Genomic DNA, 26,015 nt, shown 5'->3' on the forward strand with positions numbered 1-26,015 from the left:
AAGGAGACCTCTTCTTCGTTCTTACCTCTCTCATCGCGATGACGATAAAGATTTGCAGCAGTCAAATTTTACAGTTATTTTTGTCGTGTACGATATAATCATGAAAGATATAAATAAGTAACTTATGAATTTTTACGATTTGAATGTAAAGACACCTCAAGGCAAGACTATTGAAATGAGTGACCTGAAAGGCAAGGCAGTTTTAATTGTCAATACAGCAACTAAGTGTGGTCTGGCGCCCCAGTTTGATGGGCTGGAAGCTTTGCATCAGCAGTATAAAGATCAGGGGCTTGTGGTATTGGGTTTTCCATGCAATCAGTTTAGGGACCAGGAGCCCGAAACCAATGATACAGTGGAGGAAAGCTGCAGGATCAACTTTGGTGTTACCTTCCAACTCACTGAGAAAGTAGATGTAAATGGTGAAAATACCCATCCGGTTTTTGCTTACCTTAAAAAGCAGCTAGGCGGCCTGTTTGGAAGCGGGATCAAATGGAATTTCACCAAATTCCTGGTAACTCCCGAGGGCAAGCCTTACAAAAGATACGCCCCAACTACCAAGCCGGCTAAAATTGAAAAAGACATCAAAAAATTGCTGAAAGTTTAATGAAAGAAAAGAGTCATCTGCTTTTAAAGGAGCAATTGTGCTTCCCCATATATGCAACATCACGGATGGTGACGCGTCTGTATCAACCCTGGCTGGACAAGCTGGGCCTGACCTACCCGCAATACCTTGTCATGCTGGTATTGTGGGAGGAGCAGAAGCTTACCGTAAGCCAATTGTGTAAGCGCCTTTACCTGAATACCAATACTGTTACGCCCCTGCTCAAAAAGCTGCGTGACAAAGGCCTGGTAGCAAAGGAACGCTCAACGGAAGATGAAAGAACCGTGTATATTGAACTCACCCAAAAAGGAGATGAGCTGCAGGCACTGGCAGAGGAGATTCCCGCCAATCTGGTAGAAGCCATCGATATGCCCCTGGAAGAACTGAAGCAGATGCGGGAACTGATGTGGAAATTCTTATCAAAATTTGACTGACAATACCCCGGGTACCGGTTGCCGCGTTGCCATGCATGGCTTCATTTGATCCGGTATTTCATTTTTTGCGTGAAAGGTTTAGTATTTCACATAACCTTCTTTATCTTTAGCGATCTATATGCGCAATCTGCCCTGTTGTGCATTTTAAATCATTATTTATCATAAAAATTACGCACCAATGAAATTACACATTGTAGGGGCACTGTTATCTGTTGCCCTGTTATCTTGCAACGCAAAAAATGAAACGCAATCAACACTTGAAAATCAGTCTGCCAGTGACGTTAAGCCTGTTGAAAGTGAACAACCGGCAGTAACCGGCACCTGGAAACTGCTCCATGCCCGGATAGTAAAGCAGGGAGATACCACCTACACTGATTATACCCAGGGAAAGGAAGCTTTCAAGATGCTGAACGGTACGCACTTTTCATTTTTTCAACATGACCTTAGCCAGGGCAAAGATTCTGCAACTGCGGTATTTGTATCCGGTGCCGGCAGGTATACCCTTGAGGGAAACCACTATACTGAGTACCTGGACTATTGCACCTACAGGCCTGCTGAAAATCATAAGTTTGAATTTGACCTTACTATAAAAGGAGATACCCTTATTCAAAGCGGTTTCGAAAAACTGGAGTCAGATGAATTTGGTGTCCACAACACCGAAACATACGTTAAGGTCAGCGAAACAGCGGGCTGATAGATGATTTTGCCTCTCAAGGGCAGATGGCCGGTGTTTTTATTAAAACTTCCGGCCATCTCCTGACGTTTAACGCTGACATGAAGATAATTGAAAGCACAAAGGGAGATTTCCTCATCTCCACGGATAAAGCCAGGCTTGATATAGAGGCCATCCATGATTTTCTTTCCCGTGAGTCCGGTTGGAGCAATGGTATTCCTCTTGAAAGAGTGAAGCTTTCTATAGAAAACTCGCTGGCCATAGGCATATATGACCGGGACAAGCTCATAGCTTTTGCCCGTGTTATTTCTGATTTTTCCACCATCGCCTATCTGGGAGATGTGTTTGTGCTCAAAACATACCGAGGCATGGGCCTGAGCAATTGGCTGATGCAATTTATCGTGGAACACCCCAACCTACAGGGGCTAAGGCGCTGGATACTACTTACGGACACGGCCCCCTGGCTTTATAAAAAGTATGGGTTCGAACCCCTGAAAAAACCCGAGCTGTATATGGAAAAACATAACCCGGATGTTTATAGGGTAAATAATGGTGATGTTGAAAGAGTGAACCCTTAAGGAATACCCACGTAAAACCTTATAATTGTTCACCTTTTTAGCTTTATACCCCATGAATAAAGAAGAATACTTAAACAAGATCGGCTATGAGGGAGCGTTGGAGCCTACCCTTGAAGTGTTAAAACACTTGCAGAAAGCGCATCTTTTGAATATACCCTTTGAGAACCTTGATATACACTTTGGCCATTACATCGAACTTGATGTAGATAAAATTTACCGTAAGGTTGTGGGCAGTAACCGTGGAGGCTTTTGTTATGAGCTTAATGGGCTTTTTTATGAGTTGCTTGTGGCTTTGGGCTATAAAACAAAACGCATTTCAGCCAGGGTATTTGATAGTAAAAAGGGTTATTCCAAAGAATATGACCATTTGGCTATCATCGTGGAAATTAATGGGGATGAATATCTGACCGATGTAGGCTTTGGGGAATTTACTTTTGCTCCTTTGAAAATGGAGCCCGATAGCATCCAGCACGATGAGCGCGGAAACTTTATGGTTGATATGCTGGATGAAAATTGGTTTCGTATAAGCAAAATAGAAGGTAAGCAAGTCGTGCCCCAGTACATTTTTAAAAATATCGACAGGGCCTTCAGTGAGTTTAGCGAAATGTGTCAGTATCATCAGACGAGTCCTGAGTCGCATTTCACTCAAAAAAGGTTGATTTCACGGCCTACCGAAAATGGAAGGATCACCATAACCGGTAACAGGCTTAAAATTAAAGCAGGGGAGGAGGTAACAGAAACCGGGCTTGAGGATGAGGCCGCATTCGACCGTGAGCTATGGCACCACTTCGGAGTGAGGATTAAAAAAGCGCCAGCCAGGGCCCGCTAATTGAGCGATAAATTTCCATAGCTAATTTTACAATATTCCATTTTCTGACTTCAAAAAGCCTGTCAGGTAATTGCAAAACGGAGAATATTTCTCAGTATATTGTATCCGTATCAAACCCCAGAGATCATGGCATATAACGAGCACTTGGCTGAGCGTATCCATCAGGTATTCAGGGAAAAGCATGTTGCGGTAGAGGAAAAAAAGATGATGGGCGGGTGTTGCTTTCTCATGAACGATAAGATGTGCATTGGTCTTGACACGGATAAAAATACAGGCAAAGACCGTCTGATGGCGCGTGTGGGGCCTGAGGCCGAAGCAGAAGCCCTGAAGAAAACAGGTAGCAAACCCATGGATTTTTACTGGCCGCCCCATGAAAGGTTATGTATTTGTGGATCCCGAAGGCTTTGATATGGATGAAGACCTGGAATACTGGGTTCAAAAGACCATAGATTTCAACCCTTTCGCCAAGAGCAGCAAAAAGAAATAAAATTTTACTTACTGAATATATCACTTCTGAAATTTCAAAATCTTTGGAAGTCTGACCAGAATATAGTTATGAAAAAATATATGGTAGTTGAAAGGTTTAAACCCGGATGCTTCAACAAAGTTTATGACAGGTTTAATGAAAAGGGAAGGATGCTTCCCGAAGGCTTGCACTACCTCAACTCATGGGTAAATGAAAAGGAAAGTATATGCTTTCAACTGATGGAAACCAACGATGAGTCACTGTTTAAATTATGGATCGGTAAGTGGGCGGATTACACTGATTTTGAGGTGTTTCCAATTGATTGATTCAGGAGAATTTGTCTGTTACGTCTTTACAACCATTTTGTCATTTAAGGTGTCTTTAGATTTACTGAAAACCAAGCATTATGAAAAACCTAAACAACGTAATTTTTCTGCTTCTTTTAGTAGCAGCAATAGCAGTTTCCTGTAAAGATGATGACGTAGATTGCTGTACCATTGTGGACACCACCGTCATTATGAAGTTTGTAGATGAGAATGGAGTAAACCTGCTCAATGATATTGCTGAGGATGGCATTGAACCGGCAGGTATTGTACTTTACTATAGAGTGAACGGACAATGGGAAGAGTACTTTGAAGCCAATCTGGATGCACCGAAGGGCTACCTGACTACTGAAGAATCCGGCGATGCATTTTTTATCTTATACACCGATCCCGGCTACTCTGAAAACAACATCACTGAAATAAAAATACAATTTACTGAAGACTTGTCAGGCATCTTAAAAGCCGAATTTACCCGAAGCGGAAGCAATGTCACCTGCACAAAAGTCTGGTACGACGACGAACTGAAATGGGACCAGTCCAGCCAAAGTGAGCGGTCTTTTGTAGTTGAATTGAGGTAGAGACCTTCAATAAGGACCTCCAAGCTTTGAAACTTTGGAGGTCTTGACTATTCTACTCTTTTCTTGTTTCCTGATCGAGGACTTTCAGCAGGGTGGGCATGCGGTATGCTCCATGCATATTCCTGATGTTTTCTGCAGCTTTGCTTAATGCTGTTCCTTTACTGGTGATGTAAAGCGGGTTTAAGCTTTGGCCACGGCAGACTTCCATCTTGTTCTTTTGTAACTTTGCGAAGTTAGACTTGGCTACTCCAATCACCGGAAATTGTTGTTCCAGTTTCTCGTATAAATGACCTCCAAGACCTGGCTTTCCTACATCATCAAGCACCACATAGCCATCTACTACTATGGTCTCAAGGTGCTTAGTATCTATATTTTGCAACAGGCTTAAAATACAGGGAAGCTCACGTTTATAAAATTGCCCGGGTTCATATTCCTTTATGCCTTCTATGGACTCATGGTATATTTCCACAGGCTCATGATCTGCCCAATCTTCAAAAGCTACAGCTACGGTTTTGGCGCTATTGCCCCTGTAGTAAGTATCAAAAGCTAAAATCATCCTCCCGGCTCAGTCCGTTCTTACTTCCAAAGGCCCGGCATTTTTAAGGGAGTAAGAATCGGAAGATTTCAGGTGAATGTTCAGTTTATCTGACGTATTGATGTCGATCAGGTTCACATCTACTTTATCACTTAGCCTGACCGTAATGGAGCCATCGGCATTAACAGGTACTAACCCGTATTTCTGATTTTCAACCAATTGCACTGGTTCTTTTAGATCATCAGCATGGGCTTCGGGGATAATGCTCAGCTCTTTAAGGGTAAGGATAGACAGGTTAACAGCTATTACCGTGAGTATCACTTTTGTAAACTTATCAAATTTCATGTTAGCAGGATTTAAATTGATGTTAGGATAAGAATAGAACTAAAATAGGAAAAGATAGTTAATACTGTGCCGGATTGGTCTATGAACCTGACGCAAATCTCTCCTCCACCACCTTCCAATGGTCCCTTCTCATCCAATAGTAACGCTTATTGCGTAGAGTAACGATCAGCCTGAAAATTGGATTGTTTCGTTTTCTATAATTTTCAGCACATACTTTGCACAGCCACTGCTCATTAAAACCTGCCCACTCTCCCACCACACTGTTCAGATTGGCCTGTAAAGCGGGAAAAACCTCGTACAGATCAATTGCTTTAAGCTCCTTAACTGATTTGCCGGAGTCTTTCAGTTGCCTGTAAATGAAATCATAATCCTTATCCTGAAGCTCGGTGTCCAGGTAGAACTCAGAAAGAGCAACCCATACGGGTAATCTGTCATCAATAATGTTCATTAGCCGGGATTAGAAAAGTTTACATCAAAAAGTTAATGACCTAAACCATTGATTTGTTGCAATAGCTCGCTCTCTCAAAATCACTGATGTTCATGGAAATTACCGGTACGTCCGGGAACATCTCGTTGAGCTTACTGACTATTCTTTTCGAGAGATCACTCTTTTGATCAATGTCACGGCCTTCCATGATATTGGCAAACACATGCAAAAAATTGTTTTGGGTATTGGCGGTATTGTAGTACTTAAATGGATTGATTCTTACTTTGATATCGGCCGGCTTAAACAATCCGGTAGATTCAGCGGTCTCAAATACGGCTTTCATGATCTCTTCCGGCGCCTTTTGGCTAATAATACTTTCTGAGCAATCTATTACAAAATGTGGCATGGATATATTTTTATTAAAACTTGCTAAAGCTACCAATCCATTTAAATAAAAGGATCTGAATATAATTATTTATGATGTTCGGCCGCATTGACAGCGGCGCCAATGATCCCTGCATTGTTAAGTTTTTCTGATACCGCATATGGTATTTTCACCTTAAGCTGTTTCCTGAACTTATGAATCTTCTTGCTTGCACCACCACCGATGATAATAAAATCTGGGGAAAGTATGCGGTCTACATACTTTAAAAAGAAGTTAAATCGCTTACCCCACTCATCAAACTCAAGGTCTTCCCTTTTTCTGGCCGAATCGGCTGCATACTGCTCCACAGGTTTGCCTTTCTTTCCCAGCATTCTCCCCAGCTCAGTATTGGGGATCAGTTGCCCGTTATAAAACACGCCACTTCCAAGACCGGTACCCACGGTGATAACTGCTACCAACCCTGACTTATGCCTGCCCGCTCCAAACCGCATTTCGGCAATACCGGCAGCATCTGCATCATTGATAATCTCAAACCTCAGGTCGTTACAGTGTTCACTAAACAGGTCATCGATCTGTACGCCTTTCCAGGCCGGGTCGAGGTTGGAACTGTATTTGGCCCTGCCCTCTATAACTACGGTTGGGAAAGCACAACCGATGTCGTCCTGCCAGTTGAAATGGTCTTTGATCTGCCTGATCACTTCCGCAATGGCCTCAGGTGTAGCAGGTTGGGGGGTATGCACTCTAAATCGTTCAGAGATAAGCTTCCCCTGTTTGGTGTCTACTATTGCTCCTTTGATTCCGGAACCTCCTATATCGATACCAAGTACATCCATAGCGCCTTGCATGTTTGGCTGGTTAATCTAAAAAGATTGGTGCAGATAGTCTAAAGATGTCGATAAATAATCTTCCAAAAATCGGTTGGCTTATTAGCAGGTCAGTGTTATTATTCCACTTAATCTCTGCATAGTTTTAACAACCTACTTAGCCGGCCTGAACTCCATATTACATTGCCTGCATTTGTATACAGATTTGTAATAAAATGGAAAAACAAAAAGAAGGAAAGAAACAACAGCTGTAAAAATGCCCTTTAGACCCCTCATTGTTTTGAAATCGGAATAGAGCTGCGTGGACTTGCAAACGGGGCATCGCACCTGCCTATCCTGCTCATCAGTAAATGGTGTCGTCTCTACCTCCTCAATAATTTGTAATGCTTTTTGCATGTCGCTTTCCCTTATTTTGAGTTTGATGCCTCCAAGGGTAAGATTGTACAACGGGTTGAGCGATACCATATTCTCATCAAAAAGAAAGCAAAGTATACCTTCACTTTCAAGCTTTGAGCTCAACAAATTGGCTGCTATGCTATTGTCAAAAGTTTTGAGGGTTACGAGCCTCATAAGCTATTTCAATTCTATTTTCATCTGATAAAGATCATATCCGGGAGCCCAGAAGTCGCGCTCCGTTTTCTCTAAAGTAAATCCGGCCTTTTCATAAAAGGAATAAACCAACTGAGTAGTCCTCACCACAATCGTCCGGATGTCCTTTCGTTTTTTTATCTCGTCAATCCGGTGTAACGTGAGCTTTTTTCCAACTCCCCTGCCCTGGGCTTCGGGGTGGATCATATCCCATGAAATACGAGCTGTATGCTCATCCGGGAAGTAGTTGATACCTCCGCAACCTATTATTTCCTCTTTGTCTTCCACCACAAAATAGGTTTCGAGTTCATCATCCAGGTAAGTACTGAAATCGCTCTCCTCTTTGGGATCAAAGTACTGAGGTGTATTGAGCCGGATCAAATGGAGCAGCTTCTCCTTATCAACCTCTTTATAGCGGCGGATTTTAATTTCGTTCATAACAGGCAGATGGATACTTTCTTTGCCAATTTATTAAGTTTTGTTATAACCCTCAAACTATAAGAATCAAGAAGATTTTTGTTTAAAACAAAGTAAGATCAATTAAACAAAATAATTTCCTGGATGTTAGTTAATAAATTGATATTGCCCGGGCCGTCTGGCAGATGCTAAAATTATGTGTAACAGCCTTATCCCAAAACAATATTAAAAACCTAACAAGTCTTTTGCCAGGCGAGCCCCGGAGTATTTTAAAACAATACCATTCTGTTCAGCAGATATTCCTCATGAGCAACACCATAATTAGGTTTAACTTGCAGATTAGCAGGTAAATATCTGTTTTTCAAAAGGTTATATAGTCGAAATATACTTCCGATTTTAGAGAGAATCAGGAGTATTCAAAATAGTTAGTGAGTTCACGGAAGCCAAGCTTTTTATAAATCCCAATGCCATCCTCAGAGGCCTGCAATATCATTCGTTTATACCCTGATGCTTTGGCTGTGATGAGGGCATGGGTCATTAGCGCAAAGCCAATACCTTTTCCCCTGTAAGCCTCAAGCGTTGCCAAGCCATATAACCCCGCTACTTCATCATTTGAAGGGAACATTTCCATGCCGGCAACAGGTATCCCACCGTGCAGGTAGAGGAAGAGTTCAATTCCGAGATGCTGATCAAGGTACAGGGCTGCTGTCTTTTCATAGTAACGGATTACGTTCTCATCGGCGGGATTCCAGTTTCGGGCAATGACCTCGGCGTACTGCATCAAATGTTCGCGGGTATTTACTTTTTGTATGTTAACGTGCCGGGGTTTGTCTATTGGTTCATAATCGTCCAGGTCCAGCACCATACCAACCTCTTCTCCCTGAATATTAAGCTCCAATCCCTCAAAACAGGCTCTCACCTTAGGTGTAAGGTTTTCGCTGCTTACCCAGATGCAGAAGTCAAGGTTGAGTTTTCTGAAGTGTCTGACAGCATCGGCAAGCTCCTGTTTTTCAAATTCATTGCCACTAAACACGTGAATTATATTAAATGTATCACACGACAGACCGCTATCAACATAGCTCAGACTCTTCATCCTGCAGACATTCATCACTTCTGACCGGGCAGGGATGGTAGTGGCATGAAGGCCAAAATTATAGTCTATATCAGCTAGCATGGTGTAATCGTTAGTTAACAGTCAAAATTAAAAAAATAATGCCCGTGACTGAATAAGCCACGGGCATTATTTGCTGTAAAAAGCTTCTGGCGATTACTCGCACCACAACCTTACCAGTACAAATACAGACTCACCATTGTAGTCAAAGCTGAAACCGGAAGGACCACAGACGTAGTCAAACCAGCCACCTTGCCTGTTGTCTACATCGTAAGTGCCAAATCCACACATATCCTCAGCTTCCACAAAGGCAAAACCATTTTCTGTGCTCAGGTAGCCAGGGTAATGACGTCCGTCGCCTTCACCTAAAACACACCCGCTTTCAGGAGTGTCATAAACATAAAATGACCACTCGTCTTCAAGGTTGATATTGGAATCACCTCTTGTATAAGTGAATGCTACAGTAAGCGCCGGAAGGGTGTCACTGCCATACACATCTTTTGCAAGCTCTACTACTTCCTGGGGTACTGCTGAGTTCTGAGCTACCCTGCCGTTAGCATCGCTTTTAGAAGCTTCTTCTGTTTCGGTTTTAGCTTCCGGCTGAGGGTTGGCCTCGTTGGTATCCTCACATGCGGTAAAGTAAAATGCCACCGCACACAGCAGATAAATTGATAATTTCTTCATCGTTTTAGTTGGTTTTTATTGGTTCAAAATTTTCAATAACTAAAGCGAATTTAAAGGAATATATCGTTATTTATATTAATATAATTTTATGTTTTAACAGCTAAAAACTTAACAAAAGCTTATTTTTTATTCATTAAATTATTTTAAATGCTGGCATTCAGCGATTTATGGTTTTTAATTTCCTGTTTACCAGGAATACCGGAAGGAAGTGCTGTTTTATTTTTACAGTTTTCAATGCAGATTATCAGTTTCCCTTGGTTACGGATTACTTGTTCATACCCCTGCGCTATTTGCAAAACAGCCTGACACTACATAGCTATGATAATTGAAAAAAAACTAAAAAAGTGCTAATATCCAGTAATTAAATAGCCTAAAAAAATTCGGATACAACTACTATAGGTTAAGACAAACTGATTATGACGGAGCCTGCAGGTATTTCGAGATAAAAAGAATCTATTCTGGTCGGCGTGAGGTTGAGTTTATATTTACGGAACATAAATTAGTCCTCTTACTTGACTTTAGGGAAGAACAGGATATTGACATCTTTATTTATAATCTTTTTGGAACACTCATCCACCATCAGCGATATACCACAAAAAATGGGTCAAATGAAATCAAAATAGATTTAAAGAGCCAAAACAGTCCGCAGGTTTTACTTTGCTCCGTACTTATGAACAACCAGATGATAGTAAAAAAAGTAATAATAAAATAACCTTAATAATTGGCCTGGTTTTTACCGTTTACTATCATCTGCTTGTCTCCCACCTGATTTACTTTAATCTTCAATCGCCGGCTATCTGCCACCCACCAAACGCACTACCTCATCCGCCACCTTATGGGCAGAAGCCGGATTTTGACCGGTAACTAACCTGCCATCAACAGAAACTTTCTCCTGCCACATATCAGCCCTGGATACAGTGGCTCCGCGCTCTTTTATTTTATCCTCAAGTAAAAAGGGGACTACTCCGGTAAGCTGTATAGCATCCTCTTCTTCATTGGTAAATACACTGACCGTCTTCCCATCAACCAGGTAGTCGCCATTTGAGAGTTTGATATTAACCAGCGCCACCGGCCCATGACAAACTGCGCTAACTACGCCATCGTTCTCATATATTTCAGCTGCAATCTCAGCCAACTTTTTATTTTCAGGGAAGTCCCACATGGTACCATGCCCGCCAGCATAGTAAATCGCATCGTAATCTGACGCATTTACCTCATCCGGTGTAAGCGTATTTTCGATTTTGTGTTTAAATTCTTTATCATTCCAGAGCTTTTTGTTGACAGCGTCTTTAAGATCAAAGCCATCGACGGGAGCTTTTCCTCCCTTTGGACTTATTATGTCAATAGTAAAACCTTTTGCCCTGAAAACGTCATAGGCATGTGTAGCCTCACTCAGGTAAAAGCCTGTTTCTTTACCGGTATTCCCCAGTTGCTTATGGCTGCTGAGTACCATCAATACTTTGGGCGACTTAATTACATTGTTTTTCGAACTTTGAGCATAGCCAAATACCGAAAAAGCCAGCATCAGTAACATTACATTTAACTCTTTCATCATTGTCATTTTAGGGTTTATAGTTTTAATAACAATGCAAAAGTCTGACAGCCGGGCCAACTGTGCGAGGAAGTAGATCACCATTATTAAGTGATGAATATCACTAATCCGGCAGCTTAGAAGCGACTTAAAGTTTCCCTGCTTACTCCGAGGTAGGCAGCCAAAAGCTTTTTAGGCACACGCTGTACAAGTCCTGGTTGACTGGAGAGTAGCTGATTATATCGTTCTTCAGCACTGCTGATGAGGTGTGATAAAACCCTCTGCTGTAAACCAATAAAGCCATAGGCTGTCTTGAGCCGGGCAAAATTAGCCATCGCTTTGATCTCGCCACATAGTTTCTCTTTGTCCTCCAGGTTGAGGCTAAAAAACTCTGAGTCCTCAATGCAGTCAAGGTGAAGGGTAGCGTTAACTTTATTCTGAAAAGCATTGTAATCGCTCACCCAGTAATCCTCCATACCAAATTGAAGAATATGCTCTTTACCATCATTATCTACTGCGAATGACTTCACCAGTCCCTTAATAATCCAAAACTCTGAAGGCACCTGCTGCCCTATCTGAACAAGGTATTGGTGTTTTTTGAAGACTCTATACTTGAAGTGCGAAGATATGTACGCCCACTCATCATCAGTGAGCCTGGCCAATTTTTCGATATGCGTCCGCAGGAGGTTGAGTTTTTCTTCCATGTTTTGTCAAGCATATAAAGGTAGAAAAGTTTAACTGTTTACTGTTCATTGTTTTTAAACTTTACTGATTGCTGCTTACGGCTTATTGAAATTGATATAGCTATCCCTCTTTCGATCCGGGAAGTATGATTTCAACAAGACGTAATGCCATTTTTGCATTATTTGACTTATAAATTTAAGGGAAAATTGTAATTTAAAGTTATTAAAACCTCTAACCTTCTTTAAGGAAACAAACCCGGCTGAATGTCAGTAAAATATGATTCCATAGGAATAAATTACAACTGCACACGCAAAGCAGATCCTCACCTTTTGCAAAGAATCTATGCGAACCTGAAGCCCGGAAGCGACAGGCTATACCTTGACATAGGTTGCGGAACCGGCAACTATACCACCGCGCTACAGTGCATGGGGGTGGATATGATCGGCATTGATCCTTCGGAAACCATGCTCAAAAAGGCCAGGGCCGCCAACGGTGAGACTCAGTGGGTAATTGGCACAGCAGAAAATACCGGACTGGAGAGTGGCAGCATCGATGGCATTGTAGCCACACTCACCATTCATCACTGGCCTGACCTTACCAGAGGCTTTTCGGAGCTGAGCAGGGTAACGAGAAAAGGTGGGCGAATAGTGATATTTACCTCTACCCCTGAGCAGATGGAAGGCTATTGGCTAAACCATTACTTCCCGGGGATGCTGAAACAGTCCATGGCTCAGATGCCGGCGCTTCAAAAAGTAACCTCAGCTATGGAGAGTGGAGGGTTTTCGGTGCTTGAATTGGAGGAATATAATGTTGAGCCAGGCCTGCAGGATTTCTTCCTGTACAGCGGTAAGCACAACCCTGATTTATATTTGAACCCTGAGATCAGGCATGGTATTTCTTCATTTTCTTCTCTGTCCAATGCGTCAGAGGTAGAAGCTGGTTTGAAAAAGTTGAAAGCAGATATTTTTTCCGGAAAGGTGGAAGAGGTAATTCAATCTTATGAGAACGACTCAGGAGACTATTTGTTTATTGTTGGTTGCAAGTATGGGTTTTAATACTAAATGAAGAAGTTATGGAAGATGCAGATGTAAAAGAAGTAGGTCTAACCAAAGATGTTGGCTATCAATTTGGGAAAAGAAAAACGTTTGAACTGTCGCTTGAAGACGCCTGGGAGTTTATGTTTTACAAGAAGGGGCTGGACATTTGGCTGGGAACTTTACCAGGGGGGTTGGAATTGTTGCAACCATTTCAAACCAAAGAAGGTATCGTAGGTAAATTAAGACTAATGAAGCCCTTTTCCCATATCCGCATGGCCTGGGCGAAGCAGGAGTGGGACAATACATCAACGCTGCAAGTAAGGCTGATTAAAGCTAAGTATGGTACTACAATCTGTTTTCATCAGGAAAATCTGCTGGATAAAGCGCAGAGAGCGGAGATGAAGATTTATTGGGACAATGTAACGCAAGAAATCACTGAAGTATTGAGTGATCATAAGAATTGAAAATGATGAAAAAGAAAATACTGGCAATATCCGGTAGTACACGAAAGCAGTCTTCAAATGAGTCTGTCTTACAGGCCATTGCAGACTGGTACAAAGATGAACTCGATATAAAAATATATGATGGAATAGATAAACTACCCCATTTTAACCCTGACCTTGCAGGAGAAAACAGTCCGGAAGTGGTAAAGGAGCTTCAGGAGCAGATCAAAAATGCAGATGGCGTGTTAATATGTACACCCGAGTATGTTTTCAGCCTGCCGGGAAGTTTGAAGAATGCTATAGAATGGAACGTGGCAACCACTATTTTTTCTAATAAACCATTGGCGACTATAGTGGCATCTGCCTCTGGAGAAAAGGCCTTTGAGTCTTTAAATTTGATCATGACTACCCTGGAGTGCAGTCTGCCGGAAAGCTCCCGGTTGCTGATCAGGGGCGCCAGGGGAAAGATAAAAGATGGTGAGGTTAAGGATGCGGAAACTACGAATCAGCTTAAAAAGCTGATGGCTTCGTTGATAGCTTCCATAGAAATGGCTGAGCCGGAGGTATTGGGCAAAGAGTAGCGTACTATTCTTAAACCGTGTAATGGATGAAAAGCAAGATTTTGTACTTTATTTTAGCCTATGTTTTATTGATCGTGGTGATGTTCCTGTTACCGCCATTTAGTGCAGGTGATTACAGCCTTTTAAGGAACACGATCAGTCAGCTAGGTGCCCAGGCTACACCCAATGCCTGGGTCATGAATGTAACCTTTGCAGCCCTTGGCTTGTCCGTAATGACCGCCGGCTGGAAATTTTTGAAAAACTATTGGCTCCAGCGAATATTATTACTGGTTTTTGGAGTCTCTCTGGTGTTAGTGGCTTTTTACCGGCATTCCCCGATTGATATATCACTTGATTATAGCAATCGTGAGCACCAGATACATTCGATATTTTCATCTGTTACCGGCTTCTCGTTTACCATGTTTGCATTTTCTATGGCTTTTATATTCAAGCATATGTATGACCGCTGGGTCGCCATGCTGGTGGGTGTTTTTTCCGTACTGCTCACCATGCTTATGTACAGCATTGCAGATTTTGCAGGCATCTGGCACCGAATGGTCTTCATCATGTCATTTGGCTGGCTTATATACGTGTTTGGCTCCAAAAGGAAAAAAAAGCTTTAAAGAAAGAGACTCCTTATGTTTTTATTTCATGTGAGTCTTCGTATTCTACTGAAAGTATGAGGTCTCCGTCGCCACGTTATTAAATTAAGATAGGAAAAGCTTAATTAAGTAGTGTCAGCATGGTTTACTTCTTTGCATCGGCAGTTTTAGGAGGAAACTTCTTCAAAGCTTTTTTCACACCCGATCTTATTTCTGCCTGGTCAAGGTCAGGAGTTAGCGCCATTAACCGTTCCGCATTCGACCTCCAGATCATTCGTCCTTTTTCCCGGTCAGCAATGTCAATAACGAGAGAGCCACGCAGGAAATGGTAATAGTTTTCAGGCTCATTGTAAGGGTCCCAGAAGGGCAGGTCTTCCTCATGTACCCAGGCAGCCATGGAGGAGTCCTCTTTAAGTATAATATGAAAATCCAGCAAAAGGTCAGAATTTTCATCAACCTGCTTGAAACCCTTTTTAGCCATTTCTACAGCTATGGTATTCGCTATTGTTTCTATAGCGGCACTATCATATAAAAACCGCGGGCCGTCATACGATGGACTGCAGCCATTTATCCAACACCAGGTTTTGTATTGTTCATAATTGACCTGCGGGTCATAACTCGTGCGGACTTTTACTTCTGCACACGCCAGGGCTATCAGACAAAGGGCAATAAGGAGGTAGCGCATTTTTATTTTAAAGGTAAAACTTTCTTTTCATACTGATATATGATGAGCATTCGATTTAGTTTATGACCTGTGTCAGCACCACTTTATTTAATGGCATGCTGAGTATAAATCCCGTATTTTTAAAAACTGACTTGCTTATCTATCATACAAAACTTTGAATTATGAAAACCTTCTTCGTCCATATCATAATAATACAATGCTGTGTCCCGTCTTTTGCTCAGAATGTCACTGGCCTTTGGAAAGTATCAAAAGTAGAAGTGGCTGGCAAAATAATGACCCCCGTAGCCAAATGGACCAACATTAAAGAAGATGGTACCTACAAATCGGGCAACGGATGGCTTCAAAACTCACAGGGTACATGGTCGTACGATGAAGCATCGCGACAGTTTGCTACTTCTGAAAATATTGGCATTCGGGATGAGTACGATGCGTTTGTGGTAAGCTTTGAGGGAGCTGCCATGATCTGGAGGAGAAAAGAAGACGGAATGGATGTGGTGGTGACACTTGAAAATATTACCAACCTGCCTATGTCAACCGCAGATCAACTTCATGGATTATGGGATTTGCAGGATGTTATCAGAGAAGGAAACTCTATTATTTTAACATTTGATAAAGATAATAGCTACTATCTTTTCATGCGGTGGGACAGGATATATGTGAAAAGAAATGGTAAAGGAGAAAAACTTTCAGGATACTGGCACATCGATGGTCACCGTCCTGAGATCACATTGCTCAGCCATCAACCGAATACTCAGCCTGAAAGCTGGCAGGTTGAAGTAGATGATAAAAATCTGAAGCTGACCGGCACATCTGACAACAACAAAGGTTTAATAATGACTTTTAAGAAGCTCCACACCTTTCCTGATTGATGTTGAAAAAAAATTATGCTCCCTGTAATATTCTCGTCAAAGCATGGTACTAACGGATTAAATGACACAACAACAGCAAAATAGCATTTTTGAAGACTGGTTGGACCGTTATCGGGGCATGTTCTTTAAGGTAGTTCGTGCCTATGCCTTTACACTGGCTGACCAGGATGATCTTTTTCAGGAAATTGCCGTTCAGATTTGGCGATCCATTCTCAGTTTCAGGGCAGAATCCAGTGCCGGTACATGGGTTTATCGCATAGCGCTTAACACAGCAATGAAATGGATAAGAAAGGAACGCCGGCATCAGGACGGGCAGCCCTATGAGCATTTGGAGCACCTTTTAACCACAAAAGAAGCCTATACCGACGACCGGCTGGAGTGGTTGTACGAGGAGATTGCCCGAATGAATGAAGCCGACCGTGCTGTAACGCTGCTGTTGCTGGATGGGTTCAGCTATAAGGAGATGTCCGATATCCTGGGTATTTCGGAAAGCCATATAGGTGTGAAGATCCATCGGATTAAAAAACATCTCATTACTAAATCAGAAAATTATGATTACCATGGAATTTGAAGAAATGAAACGCATATGGGACACTCAGAATAATGAACCTGTGTATGCCATCAATGAAGAAGCCTTGCGTAAAAGAATAGCAGGAAAAAAGAAACAAGTCAGCTATACTACAGGCTTGTCAGAATTGATCATCATCGGTGCAAATATACTGGCAGCCGGTATAATAATGGTTTCCGGGGCTATAGAAGGTAAGCAAAGTACTTTTGCCTACCTGCTTGCCGCTGCAATGGTACTGACAGCAGTTTTTATGGCCGTCAGCAGAATAAGAAGAATGAGGTCAGAAGACAGGTTTGAAGCTTCCATGCTGGGAGATCTTGACCATGCCATAGCCAATGCCCGCTACCAGGTGTGGCTTGCCGCAGCAGGCCGGTGGGGTTTACTTCCCATAGCACTCTTTACCACACTGTCGGTTTGGGACGATGGCACGACCTGGTGGAAGTTACAGCTGGTGCTGGCGTTCTTCGTGGCGGTGTACTTTCTGTCTGGCAAGGAATATAAATGCATCAAACATAGAAAAAACAAATTGGAGGCTCTGCGCGACAACCTGCAAAAGCAGAACTGACAGAAACAGACAGAAAACCTCCGACGCACCCACTCCGGAGGTTTTTTGTTATCTTTGATATACACCATGGCTGATTTACATCCCCATATAAAAAGCAAAGCTCACGGGCTGATATTGCTGGCCCTGCTTGTAACAATGGTTACAGGAGCACTAAGCCCTGTACAATGTTATGCAGAACAGAAACCAAAAGCCACTTCAGGCTGGGTGGTACCGGCTCATGACGAGAACAGCCAGGGTGTTTCGTTATTTACAGCCGGACAGTTACGCACCGCCGTTTGTTCCACGCCTGCTTTACTGCACAGTTTCAAAGGTTATTTGGCAGCGTACAACCGGCAAATCCTCATAAAACAAGCCTTTTACAATACAAATCCGGCCTTTTTGAAGCTGTCGAATACCTTGCCCGTAAAAACCATTCCTCAAAATTCTGATGAGGAAGACCCCTTTCTTCGCGGATAATATCCTCTCCTTTTTAAAATTTACGCAATACATGTGAGCAGGGTCACAACCTTGCTGTCGGTGCTACTGAGCAGTTAAGCTCTTAAAGGGAGACTGCAATTCATGTTGTTCCATTGCCTTTCAGGCACCTTAATTACTTCAAAAATGAAAAAGATAAAACGAGTTCTGAGGCTTGTTGCCTTTATATTTTTTGTATTGTTGGCCGCTTTTGGCGCTGGCATTGGTGGAGCCATTTTGCCTACATACCATCGAAGGGATGAAAAACCTGAGATCAATATTGAAATGGTAGATAAGAAGGATGAAACGGAAGAGGATGCACTTTACAAAGCATAACATTTGTAATAGAAAAGTAGCCCCAAAACAAAATCGTCCATCTGATAGCCAAAATTATCCATGTTACAGGGCTGGAGATAGCTGCACATTTGCATTGTAAATTTTTAATAACAACTAAAAGAATAAAACAATGCAAAGAATTCCAGCACTTAACCCCGAAACAACTACAGGAAAAACAAAAGAATTGTTTAACGCAGTACAAGGTAAGTTAGGAGTAGTACCGAACCTGATGCGTACTTTGGGCAACTCACCTGCCGTACTCAATAGCTACCTGTCATTCAGCGGAGCTTTGGGTGAAAGCTCTATTGGCGCCAAGCTTGGCGAACAGATTGCGCTCACCGTAGCCAACGCCAACGGATGTGAGTATTGTAATGCTGCTCACAGCTACATTGGAGAGAAGCTTGTTAAGCTTGATGCAGAGACTATAGCTGCAGCCCGTGAAGGAAGAGCTACTGATGCGAAGTCTGAAGCGGCCCTTACTTTTGCCCGCACTATTTTGGAAAAGAAAGGTAAAGTAAGTGATGAGGATGTAGCTGAGCTTAGAGACGCAGGTTATAGCGATGCAGCAATTGCAGAAATCATTGCGCACACAGCACTGAACATCTTTACCAACTATTTCAATAACGCAACCAAAGTAGTGGTGGACTTCCCGGAAGTTGAATTGGTTGAAACTGCCGCTGTTTAATCTCTTGTCGTAGGTTGTGCATGAGAAAACATCCTCGGAGATCATACCGCCGGTCTTCGGGGTGTTTTTTATGTTACAGCTAAAGATGTCGGTAAAATGACTTATTAGTAAAAACGGTTTATCATTAAAAACCATTACAGCCGGAAACATCGTATAATAGCCTACTGATTTAAACGCATTTTATGGCTACAAAATCTGCCTATACCTTAGTTAATCCGCAAAACGGAGATCTGGCTTTCAAAATATTTACTTTTGAAGATGCCAGCCACTTTGACCACGTTCAAAGGCTGAACTACTTGTCCATGCTATTGATCACAGCAGGTGAAGCTACCTTGAAAGCTGATTTTGCCGATTATCGCGTAGGGAAGAATAGCCTGCTTTGTTTTGCACCCTATCAGCCGTTTATGCTAACTGAGGCCGAAGGGATCAAGGGAGTTGCCATCAACTTTCATCCTGATTTCTTTTGTATCCATAAACACCATAAAGAAGTGTCGTGCAGTGGTGTTCTCTTTGGTAATATCTATGAGCCGCCGTATGTGAGTCTGCAACCCGGCGAGCGACAAAGCTTGCTTGGTCTGGTGGACCAGATGAAAGTAGAAATGCAGAATCCCGAGCTGGCTCAATATGACTTGCTGATCTCTTACCTGAAGATATTCCTGATCAATGCCTCACGCATTAAAGTGGCCCAACAGCCAGAAGAAAAACGCAGTCTCGAAGAAGGTTCTGCACCATACATCATCCAAAACCTGAAAGATGCCATTGAGGAACATTTCCGAACCAGACACTCAGCCAGTGACTATGCCGAGTTGCTCAATATCTCAGGCAATGCCCTCGCCAAAGTGGTTAAATCGTACTTCAACAAAACACTCACCGGCCTGATAGCCGAAAGGATCATTATTGAAGCTAAAAGAGAGCTTTACCTCACCTCAAAGGCCATCAAGCAAATAGCCTATGAGCTGGGTTTTAATGATGAGTATTACTTCAGCCGCTTCTTTAAAAATAATGCCAACGTCTCTCCGCAGATATACCGTGATACCGTAGGCTTTGCTAAAGAAGAAGAGTATTAGAACACTTCCCATATGGAGTTGCCCATAATAGGTTTTCCGGTTTAATGCCATTCACTAATGTCAAGTACATTGATGTGGTCCAGAAAGTCTCCACCTAGGTATAGGTTATTGTCAAGCTCATAGACTGAGGATATTTCCCCTATCACCTTGCCGCTAGGATCGTGATGACTTTTGAGAATGGTGCCGTTTTCATCTACCTGAAGCAAGAGTCCAAAGGGAAGCGGTTGAGGTTTTAGTACTTCTGGCAAGCCTAAAATTATTTTCTTGACGAATGGGTACGGGTGTATATTGTCCACATCATCGATGCGGGCAGAAGAAAAGGCCAGCCAGAAGTTGCCATTTTTCCGACGTACGATGTTGTTGGCGAAGCCGGGCAGGTTGCTGGAAATGATCTCCCGTTGCCCCTTTTTATCTCCCCTGAGCCATATTTTAGTAAGCCGGTATGCACCCATTTCAACTGCGATGATGGCGTTTTCATCCTGGGTTAAAGAGATGCCATTGATCCCAAGAAATCCCATGGCGATGGTTTCTAAGGTTTTGGTGCCAGGGTCGTAGCAATAAATGCCGCCCACGGGTCGTGCCTCAGCCATGATCTTGACCATAGCCGGTATGGAAAAGTCGTATTCATGAGAAGTTATGGAGAAGTAGATCTTGCCACTTTGACTAATGTCAATATCGTTCGGGATTTTGAATGACCGGTTGTCGGCATCATGGGAGGCTATTAAGGTGCTGTTTCCCAAAGAGTCTACAGACATGATGCCCTTGCCGATAGCAGCAACGATCAATTGCCCGTCAGGAGCAAAATGAATAGCACCTGCCCAGGCCGGTAGTTTGGCAAATATTGATACCTGACCGGTTTTTATATCCGTTTTTAGAATAGCTCCGTTGGCGTGAAACTCATCAATATTCCGGCGAGCACCACTGTACAAATAGCCATCTTTCCACGCAAAGTCTTCAGGGCCATAAAACCCGGCAAGAGGAATGGTGGAGGCTACCATTAAACTGGAGTCTCTGGTTAGCTTACCTGTAAAGGCAGGTTTTTGTGGTGGCTCGTAAGCCAGTGGAGCTGAGTTGCTATTAAATAGTGCAAGGGCTATGGCGATAGCCAGTGCTCCGGTGAGAAAAAGGCATGCTCTTAGTGCTATTTTAAAAAGTCTCTTATTCATTGCTGCTGATCTTTTGTTGTTAAATGATTCAACCGCAAATGTGAGCAACCCCTATAGGGCAAAAATTACCAAATGTTAAGAAAACCGGAGCTGATATTGCTATGCCTCCGTAGCCAACTCTTTTCTTATCCGGCTGAGCGACTCCGGCGTAATACCCAGAAAGGAAGCGATATGCTGAATAGGAGTGCGCTGCACTATACGGGCAGGCGTAGTGCTTAAAAACTTCAGGTATTTGTCCCGGGCTTTAATGTTGTGCTGCTTGAGAAACCTCTCAGAAAGGCAAAGCAGGTTTTGTTCCATAAACTGTCTGGTTACCGCATTCCATGCCGGTACCTGTTCATGCAGCTCCTGCATTTTGTTATAACTAATGGAGGCCACCACGGTATCTTCCAGGCACTGGATGAAATCATCAGACCTCACCTGCCTGATAAAACTTACCGGAGAAGTGACGAAGCAGTTGTTGGTAGCCAAAAATGTAGTTACCTCCCGGTCATCCTGCAAATAATATACCCTCACCAGACCATCAATGATATAATAAAAGCGCTTGCTGACCTGCCCGCCACTAAGCAAGTGGCCATGCTTAGCGACCTCCTGAAATTTAAATTGATCCACTATGGCATTCAGTTCCTCTTCTTTCAAAGGAAGCATGGAAGAAATACCTTGCTTCAATACGTTTTTGTACTGCGTTATCATGACTATTGCTTTAGGGCGGCTCAAATTTAAGGATAAAAGAGGCCGGGATTAAAAGCAATGCAGGTTTTTTGTGCTTGCAAGTCTTTGTACAGCAAGTGCCCTGGATCGGGGAGATTCCTGATATTTTCATTAAAAGCGGCAATGAAATTACTTTTGGTCTAAGAAAATTCGGGAATGACGAGGTTGGTAAAGGGTAGGGGTGCTGTTTTAGAAACTGTTACCTCAAGATAACCCACGTCATTCCAAAATTTTCGCAGAGCAGCGGAGAAAATATTTGGAATCCCCAAATTAGGAGAGCTGACCATAGCATGACTGGCGCAGAGGTTTCTCAAGCTATACACTCATCAAAATTGTTAGGAGCTGCCATACCGACAGCTCCAAACCAAACTTAATCCTTCACCAATCCCTCAAGCCCTTCCCACAAAATCTTAAGATTGAAAAGAGCCAATTTTTCAGTGGTATCAAGGGGTAAGTCAGTATGATACAAGGCAAAGTCATGCACCATTTTTAAAGAATCTATTAATTCTTCTATTCCCATGAATTTGATGTTAGCCATGAATTCAACTTCTGATGAATTCAGAGACTTGAAGTCTACCGGCTGATTGGTAGGATTTTCATTAAAATAAACTGATTGACCATTTGAGTGTAGCATAATAAAATGGGTTAATGAATTGAACAAAAAGAGGGCAGGTCACTGCTACACTCATCAAAGCGGTGCTTCGATAGGTCTCGGGACTTCCACCCGCATGCCTGCCCAGGATTTTCTGTTTGAACCGTATAAATGCATTCCGCACCATTTTTGGAATTTTAAAATTTGATGAATGTAGCATTACAAATATACGGAAATGAATTAAAAGCAATACGTTTTTTTTGCGTTGCGGGCAATGTACAGCAAGTGCCCTGGATCGGGGAGATTCCCGATATTTTCGTTAAAAGCGGCAATGAAATTACTTTTGGTCTAAGAAAATTCGGGAATGACGAGTTTTGTAGAGGGTAGGGGTGCTGTTTTAGAAACTGTTACCTCAAGATAACCCACGTCATTCCAAAATTTTCGCAGAGTAGCGGTGAAAATATTTGGAATCCCCAATTTGGGGAGTACTGACTGAGCTTGCCCTACGGCACCGCCTTCCTTGGAATAGCTGCGGGTAGCCTGCTTAGCATCTCGTTATTTAGCAATTGTGTGGTGTCCGTGAAGGAGCTCACATTGATTACATTGTTTTTCTGCCGGCCTACCAGCACTACTTCGTCACCGATATTTACATCGGGAATGTGGGATATATTGACCATAAACAGGTTCATGTTGATCAAGCCTACGATGGGCGCTTTTTTGCCTTTGATCAGTACCTGGCCGCGGTTGGATAGGGCACGGGGGTAACCATTGGAGTAGCCTAGCGGTAGTACGGCTATTTTGGTCTCCTGTACCGCCTGGAAAGCAGTGCCGTAGCCTACAAACTCTCCTGCCTTTACTTTGCGGAGATCCATAACATCCGTTTTCCAGGTAAATATTCTTCTTAAGCCATTTTCGCTTATTTTTTCGGTCTGTTGCATGTGCAGGTACCTGATGTCAGGGCTGGGCCAGAAGCCGTACTGAGCCACACCGATCCTTACCATGTCGAAGCGGGTTTCTTCAAAGGCCAGTGCCGCGGCTGAGCTTGCCATATGGCGCAGACGGGGCATAAAATCCAAAGCTTTACATTCATCGAGAAATGTGTTGTAGCGCTCGATCTGAGTATCAATTTTAAATTTATTGGCCAATGTTTCAGCTCCACCGAGGTGAGTACAAAGTCCTTCAAATTGTATGTAGTCCTGATTGTCCTTTAAGAACCTCAGTGCTTTCGAAAAATCTTCTGCATTAAGCCCTGTACGATTGGCCCCGGTTTCCACTTCAAGGTGTACTACAGCCTTTTTATTTAGTTTCTGAGCAGTTTCTTTGACGATTTCCAGTCGGTCATAATTAAAAACATAAAATTCGATACCATGCTCCACCGCCCAGGGGATGTCCTCTTTGTAGAGGATACCCATGATCATAATGTGTGTATTTTTGGAGCAAACTTCCAGCACCTCTTCGGCTTCAAACGAGGAAGCCACCGAAAAATGATTAATGCCGCACTTCTCCGCCATAGGTACAAACTCATGGATACCGTGCCCATAAGCATTGGCTTTCACTACCGAGGAGATGATGACATCTTTGCCTACCTTCTTTCTGATGAAATTGAAATTGGTCTGTAAAGCCGACTGGCTAAGGTTTATACGAGATGAATGTCTTACCATTGTTTTTTAAGTTCGCTCCATACATAAGATTTTCCCCAGCTTTCCCGTGCAAGTTTTTCCACCTTTTCTATTTCTTCCTCCGGCACACTGTCCAGATGCGCCTTGGTTTCGAGGCTGTTGAAGTGGAAAGCATATACCCGGGCTGCAAACTGGTGGAAGGGTAGTGATGATACCCCATGCTTTTCGCCATGTCCGTAAACTGATGGCCTGATGCCCTGGCCCCAGTCTTGCCGGCCTTCATTGTTCGGGTTCAGGAAATATGCACGCATAACACCATCATCATCCTTGCCTACATGCAACAGGGAGACGGCATGAAAGCCGATCATGGCCCCGGCCCTTGAGGTAACAAATATGCCTAGTGGGTTGGGGTACACCACTTCCCGGCCGCCGTTGTATTCAGGATGAAGGGCAGCATAAAAAAGCCTTACAAATCCTTTGAAATCCTGGATGGCATTGGTCAGGTAACTATATGCTGAAGCAAAACCTATATGTATCCAATGTCCGTACAAAGCAGGGTTTACCCATTTGTGCGGGTCTTCGCCTCTGCCTGATGCTCTCCGCATCATTTCGTTATAGATCTTGTCCAGATGAGGTACCAGTACTGCGGATACCGCATCAAGGTTGTAGTCCAGCTTGTCTACCAACCCTTTGGTCAGCTTGTTGGACTCAAGGTCTACGTTTTCAAACCGCAGTATGAGGTTGTTCTGAGCTGCCACTGTAATGATCATATTGATCAGCTTAGCCGGGGAGTGCTGGCTCCACATGCTTATACCTCTGGCCGACTGACAGGTAGAGTTATTGCCCTGCCCGATGCCCAGAGGCTGGCCTAAAACCCTCAAGGTAGCTGCTATCAGGTATTGCTTGGCCGTTACCGTTTTGCGTGGTTTTGTCTGGCATTTCAAGATCCGCTTTTCTACCTGCGGATTGATGCTGATCATACGCAGGTTGTTCAGGCTGGCTTTTACGGCATTTCTGGAGAGCAGGCTCTTTTCCAGAACCCGCGCCAGTCCGTAAATGCATTGAAAACTATCGATACTGACCACCTCACCAATCAGTTTGATGATCAGCTCCTCATGCTTGCTCCACTCGGCCTGTCCTCTTTTATTGAGTAAAAGGGCCTTTGGGATCAAATCAGGCTTCACAGCAGCCAGGTGTAACAGCATGGAAGCTATGAAGGGAGTGGCCAGTCCGGTGGCGCGCATAGGGGCGGCCAGCGTTTCGGCTTCTTCCAATAGCTCCCGGCTGTCCAGTTTCTTTAGGGCTTCTGCATACGCCTCAGGGTCAGGGTTTTGCTTTGCCAGTTCAGTAGGTGAGTTTACAGCGTGTACATAATAGAGCAGTCGTTTATCTGCCTCGTTTTCAGGGTCAAGCTCCATTTTGCTGTTTACCATATGTATAATTTCACGCGCTTTTCGCGTAACTACCGGCCGTTGTTCACATATAAGCTGGATTTCCTCGGCCAGCTTGTCTTTAATGCCATGCAGGCCGGTTTCAGCCACCAAAAAGCTGAACAGGTTAAAGGCCCGTTTTACCTCCTGTGGGTTCATAACCGTCCGCGTTTCTTCGGTCAGGTCCTGAAAGGCAAACTCCAGGTTATGCACGAGCACCTCTTCTAGGTAAGCTTCTGCATCCTTTCGGGATATTTTAGTACCGTTGTGTACATCAGCTTTGCTATGTGCCAGCATACGCAGTTCACTCATGATCTCATAGCTGGCCCCGGGGCTTCCGGCCGTAAGGGTACCCTTCACCAGTGCCGGGGCCAGCTTTTCAGGATCATTCCATGCGGTATCTCCAAAGAATCCTTCGGCTTCCATTTCCAGGCTCTTGTTGTACAGGTATTTCAGTCCTTCCCTGGTCTTGCTCAATATGTCTACCTGGCTGATTAGCTTTTGTGCTTTCTCCTTTTTAGTAAGCTCACTGGCTGATTTAAACTCTTCAAAACTCTCATCAAAATTATCGTATCCTCTTTCCAGTGTTGTGGTCATATGGTTATTAAATACCT

At 43.2% G+C, this 26,015-nt stretch carries 37 protein-coding genes; 20 read left to right on the top strand and 17 right to left on the bottom strand.

The window, feature by feature from the left end; genetic code table 11:
• The first annotated feature begins 124 nt into the window (after positions 1 to 124).
• The 8 genes from LVD17_RS15480 to LVD17_RS15515 all read left to right on the top strand — a co-directional run bounded on the left by LVD17_RS15480 (position 125) and on the right by LVD17_RS15515 (position 4,482).
• Complete coding sequence (locus LVD17_RS15480) at positions 125 to 604, top strand: glutathione peroxidase (protein WP_233759916.1); 480 nt, start codon at positions 125 to 127, stop codon at positions 602 to 604.
• Positions 604 to 1,035 carry a MarR family winged helix-turn-helix transcriptional regulator gene (locus LVD17_RS15485; RefSeq protein ID WP_233759917.1) on the top strand — a complete coding sequence of 144 codons (432 nt, stop codon included), beginning with the start codon at positions 604 to 606 and terminating at the stop codon, positions 1,033 to 1,035. The genes LVD17_RS15480 and LVD17_RS15485 overlap by 1 nt, the downstream gene beginning before the upstream one ends.
• Before the next feature lie 178 nt (positions 1,036 to 1,213).
• Positions 1,214 to 1,729: a hypothetical protein gene (locus LVD17_RS15490; RefSeq protein WP_233759918.1), complete on the top strand. Its 516-nt coding sequence runs from the start codon at positions 1,214 to 1,216 to the stop codon at positions 1,727 to 1,729.
• A gap of 80 nt (positions 1,730 to 1,809) precedes the next feature.
• Positions 1,810 to 2,286 carry a GNAT family N-acetyltransferase gene (locus LVD17_RS15495; protein WP_233759919.1) on the top strand — a complete coding sequence of 159 codons (477 nt, stop codon included), beginning with the start codon at positions 1,810 to 1,812 and terminating at the stop codon, positions 2,284 to 2,286.
• A gap of 52 nt (positions 2,287 to 2,338) precedes the next feature.
• Positions 2,339 to 3,115 (top strand): arylamine N-acetyltransferase family protein, encoded by a 777-nt coding sequence (locus LVD17_RS15500; RefSeq protein ID WP_233759920.1) that lies wholly within the window; start codon positions 2,339 to 2,341, stop codon positions 3,113 to 3,115.
• 126 nt (positions 3,116 to 3,241) lie between these two features.
• Positions 3,242 to 3,523 carry a TfoX/Sxy family protein gene (locus tag LVD17_RS15505; RefSeq protein WP_233759921.1) on the top strand — a complete coding sequence of 94 codons (282 nt, stop codon included), beginning with the start codon at positions 3,242 to 3,244 and terminating at the stop codon, positions 3,521 to 3,523.
• A gap of 147 nt (positions 3,524 to 3,670) precedes the next feature.
• Positions 3,671 to 3,907 carry a DUF3303 domain-containing protein gene (locus LVD17_RS15510; RefSeq protein WP_233759922.1) on the top strand — a complete coding sequence of 79 codons (237 nt, stop codon included), beginning with the start codon at positions 3,671 to 3,673 and terminating at the stop codon, positions 3,905 to 3,907.
• A gap of 80 nt (positions 3,908 to 3,987) precedes the next feature.
• Positions 3,988 to 4,482, top strand: a complete 495-nt coding sequence (locus tag LVD17_RS15515) for a hypothetical protein (RefSeq protein ID WP_233759923.1) — start codon at positions 3,988 to 3,990, stop codon at positions 4,480 to 4,482.
• A 52-nt stretch (positions 4,483 to 4,534) separates the two neighbouring features.
• Here LVD17_RS15515 and LVD17_RS15520 read toward each other — a convergent pair whose 3' ends face one another.
• The 9 genes from LVD17_RS15520 to LVD17_RS15560 form a co-directional block, all read right to left on the bottom strand.
• Positions 4,535 to 5,038, bottom strand: a complete 504-nt coding sequence (locus LVD17_RS15520; RefSeq protein WP_233759924.1) for an endonuclease V — start codon at positions 5,036 to 5,038, stop codon at positions 4,535 to 4,537.
• Positions 5,039 to 5,047: 9 nt separating this feature from the next.
• A complete protein-coding gene (locus LVD17_RS15525) occupies positions 5,048 to 5,362 on the bottom strand; it encodes a hypothetical protein (protein ID WP_233759925.1) in 315 nt (104 codons plus the stop codon).
• Positions 5,363 to 5,441: 79 nt separating this feature from the next.
• A complete protein-coding gene (locus LVD17_RS15530; RefSeq protein ID WP_233759926.1) occupies positions 5,442 to 5,810 on the bottom strand; it encodes a DUF7079 family protein in 369 nt (122 codons plus the stop codon).
• A gap of 40 nt (positions 5,811 to 5,850) precedes the next feature.
• Positions 5,851 to 6,195 carry a 5-carboxymethyl-2-hydroxymuconate Delta-isomerase gene (locus LVD17_RS15535; RefSeq protein WP_233759927.1) on the bottom strand — a complete coding sequence of 115 codons (345 nt, stop codon included), beginning with the start codon at positions 6,193 to 6,195 and terminating at the stop codon, positions 5,851 to 5,853.
• A gap of 65 nt (positions 6,196 to 6,260) precedes the next feature.
• A complete protein-coding gene (ppgK, locus tag LVD17_RS15540; RefSeq protein ID WP_233759928.1) occupies positions 6,261 to 7,019 on the bottom strand; it encodes a polyphosphate--glucose phosphotransferase in 759 nt (252 codons plus the stop codon).
• Between the two features lie 132 nt (positions 7,020 to 7,151).
• On the bottom strand, positions 7,152 to 7,568 hold the full coding sequence (locus LVD17_RS15545) for a putative signal transducing protein (protein ID WP_233759929.1): 417 nt from the start codon (positions 7,566 to 7,568) through the stop codon (positions 7,152 to 7,154).
• Between the two features lie 3 nt (positions 7,569 to 7,571).
• The gene (locus LVD17_RS15550; RefSeq protein WP_233759930.1) at positions 7,572 to 8,024 is read right to left on the bottom strand and encodes a GNAT family N-acetyltransferase; all 453 of its coding nucleotides are present in this window, start codon (positions 8,022 to 8,024) and stop codon (positions 7,572 to 7,574) included.
• A gap of 385 nt (positions 8,025 to 8,409) precedes the next feature.
• Positions 8,410 to 9,177 (bottom strand): GNAT family N-acetyltransferase, encoded by a 768-nt coding sequence (locus tag LVD17_RS15555; RefSeq protein WP_233759931.1) that lies wholly within the window; start codon positions 9,175 to 9,177, stop codon positions 8,410 to 8,412.
• A gap of 93 nt (positions 9,178 to 9,270) precedes the next feature.
• Complete coding sequence (locus tag LVD17_RS15560) at positions 9,271 to 9,798, bottom strand: hypothetical protein (protein WP_233759932.1); 528 nt, start codon at positions 9,796 to 9,798, stop codon at positions 9,271 to 9,273.
• Between the two features lie 481 nt (positions 9,799 to 10,279).
• Between LVD17_RS15560 and LVD17_RS28785 the strand changes: the two genes are divergently transcribed.
• Positions 10,280 to 10,510, top strand: coding sequence for a T9SS type A sorting domain-containing protein (locus LVD17_RS28785; protein ID WP_502798399.1), 231 nt, complete (start codon positions 10,280 to 10,282; stop codon positions 10,508 to 10,510).
• An 81-nt stretch (positions 10,511 to 10,591) separates the two neighbouring features.
• On the opposite strand, the gene LVD17_RS15565 is transcribed toward LVD17_RS28785, so the two are convergent.
• Entirely contained in the window at positions 10,592 to 11,353 is a 762-nt protein-coding gene (locus tag LVD17_RS15565; RefSeq protein ID WP_233759933.1) for a type 1 glutamine amidotransferase domain-containing protein, read from the bottom strand.
• Between the two features lie 113 nt (positions 11,354 to 11,466).
• The gene (locus LVD17_RS15570; protein WP_233759934.1) at positions 11,467 to 12,033 is read right to left on the bottom strand and encodes a Crp/Fnr family transcriptional regulator; all 567 of its coding nucleotides are present in this window, start codon (positions 12,031 to 12,033) and stop codon (positions 11,467 to 11,469) included.
• A gap of 243 nt (positions 12,034 to 12,276) precedes the next feature.
• On the opposite strand from LVD17_RS15570, the gene LVD17_RS15575 reads away from it, so the two are divergent.
• Genes LVD17_RS15575 through LVD17_RS15590 form a run of 4 tightly spaced genes read left to right on the top strand, consistent with a single transcriptional unit; the run spans position 12,277 to position 14,676 of the window.
• Entirely contained in the window at positions 12,277 to 13,068 is a 792-nt protein-coding gene (locus tag LVD17_RS15575) for a class I SAM-dependent methyltransferase (RefSeq protein ID WP_233759935.1), read from the top strand.
• A gap of 17 nt (positions 13,069 to 13,085) precedes the next feature.
• Positions 13,086 to 13,514 (top strand): ATPase, encoded by a 429-nt coding sequence (locus LVD17_RS15580; RefSeq protein ID WP_233759936.1) that lies wholly within the window; start codon positions 13,086 to 13,088, stop codon positions 13,512 to 13,514.
• A gap of 2 nt (positions 13,515 to 13,516) precedes the next feature.
• A complete protein-coding gene (locus tag LVD17_RS15585) occupies positions 13,517 to 14,074 on the top strand; it encodes an NADPH-dependent FMN reductase (protein WP_233759937.1) in 558 nt (185 codons plus the stop codon).
• A gap of 26 nt (positions 14,075 to 14,100) precedes the next feature.
• Positions 14,101 to 14,676, top strand: a complete 576-nt coding sequence (locus LVD17_RS15590) for a DUF998 domain-containing protein (RefSeq protein WP_233759938.1) — start codon at positions 14,101 to 14,103, stop codon at positions 14,674 to 14,676.
• A 124-nt stretch (positions 14,677 to 14,800) separates the two neighbouring features.
• Here LVD17_RS15590 and LVD17_RS15595 read toward each other — a convergent pair whose 3' ends face one another.
• Entirely contained in the window at positions 14,801 to 15,340 is a 540-nt protein-coding gene (locus tag LVD17_RS15595; protein ID WP_233759939.1) for a DUF4136 domain-containing protein, read from the bottom strand.
• A gap of 161 nt (positions 15,341 to 15,501) precedes the next feature.
• Between LVD17_RS15595 and LVD17_RS15600 the strand changes: the two genes are divergently transcribed.
• From LVD17_RS15600 to LVD17_RS15630, 7 genes are all read left to right on the top strand, one after another.
• Positions 15,502 to 16,209, top strand: a complete 708-nt coding sequence (locus LVD17_RS15600; RefSeq protein WP_233759940.1) for a hypothetical protein — start codon at positions 15,502 to 15,504, stop codon at positions 16,207 to 16,209.
• 61 nt (positions 16,210 to 16,270) lie between these two features.
• Entirely contained in the window at positions 16,271 to 16,780 is a 510-nt protein-coding gene (locus LVD17_RS15605; RefSeq protein ID WP_233759941.1) for an RNA polymerase sigma factor, read from the top strand.
• Positions 16,761 to 17,342 (top strand): hypothetical protein, encoded by a 582-nt coding sequence (locus tag LVD17_RS15610; protein WP_233759942.1) that lies wholly within the window; start codon positions 16,761 to 16,763, stop codon positions 17,340 to 17,342. Before LVD17_RS15605 ends, LVD17_RS15610 begins: the two co-directional genes overlap by 20 nt.
• Positions 17,343 to 17,408: 66 nt before the next feature.
• Positions 17,409 to 17,798 (top strand): hypothetical protein, encoded by a 390-nt coding sequence (locus tag LVD17_RS15615; RefSeq protein WP_233759943.1) that lies wholly within the window; start codon positions 17,409 to 17,411, stop codon positions 17,796 to 17,798.
• 144 nt (positions 17,799 to 17,942) lie between these two features.
• A complete protein-coding gene (locus tag LVD17_RS15620; protein ID WP_233759944.1) occupies positions 17,943 to 18,131 on the top strand; it encodes a hypothetical protein in 189 nt (62 codons plus the stop codon).
• A 130-nt stretch (positions 18,132 to 18,261) separates the two neighbouring features.
• Positions 18,262 to 18,816 (top strand): carboxymuconolactone decarboxylase family protein, encoded by a 555-nt coding sequence (locus tag LVD17_RS15625; protein ID WP_233759945.1) that lies wholly within the window; start codon positions 18,262 to 18,264, stop codon positions 18,814 to 18,816.
• Between the two features lie 182 nt (positions 18,817 to 18,998).
• Complete coding sequence (locus LVD17_RS15630) at positions 18,999 to 19,883, top strand: helix-turn-helix domain-containing protein (RefSeq protein ID WP_233759946.1); 885 nt, start codon at positions 18,999 to 19,001, stop codon at positions 19,881 to 19,883.
• Positions 19,884 to 19,924: 41 nt separating this feature from the next.
• Here the strand turns inward: LVD17_RS15630 and LVD17_RS15635 are convergent, their stop codons facing one another.
• From LVD17_RS15635 to LVD17_RS15655, 5 genes are all read right to left on the bottom strand, one after another.
• A complete protein-coding gene (locus LVD17_RS15635) occupies positions 19,925 to 21,049 on the bottom strand; it encodes an SMP-30/gluconolactonase/LRE family protein (protein WP_233759947.1) in 1,125 nt (374 codons plus the stop codon).
• A 99-nt stretch (positions 21,050 to 21,148) separates the two neighbouring features.
• The gene (locus tag LVD17_RS15640) at positions 21,149 to 21,742 is read right to left on the bottom strand and encodes a Crp/Fnr family transcriptional regulator (RefSeq protein WP_233759948.1); all 594 of its coding nucleotides are present in this window, start codon (positions 21,740 to 21,742) and stop codon (positions 21,149 to 21,151) included.
• A gap of 388 nt (positions 21,743 to 22,130) precedes the next feature.
• On the bottom strand, positions 22,131 to 22,394 hold the full coding sequence (locus LVD17_RS15645; RefSeq protein ID WP_233759949.1) for a hypothetical protein: 264 nt from the start codon (positions 22,392 to 22,394) through the stop codon (positions 22,131 to 22,133).
• A gap of 461 nt (positions 22,395 to 22,855) precedes the next feature.
• On the bottom strand, positions 22,856 to 24,013 hold the full coding sequence (alr, locus tag LVD17_RS15650) for an alanine racemase (RefSeq protein WP_233759950.1): 1,158 nt from the start codon (positions 24,011 to 24,013) through the stop codon (positions 22,856 to 22,858).
• On the bottom strand, positions 24,007 to 25,998 hold the full coding sequence (locus LVD17_RS15655) for a hypothetical protein (RefSeq protein WP_233759951.1): 1,992 nt from the start codon (positions 25,996 to 25,998) through the stop codon (positions 24,007 to 24,009). Before LVD17_RS15655 ends, alr begins: the two co-directional genes overlap by 7 nt.
• Positions 25,999 to 26,015 lie beyond the last annotated feature (17 nt).

This window comes from Fulvivirga ulvae, from assembly GCF_021389975.1.
GTDB classification, from domain to species: Bacteria; Bacteroidota; Bacteroidia; order Cytophagales; family Cyclobacteriaceae; genus Fulvivirga; species Fulvivirga ulvae.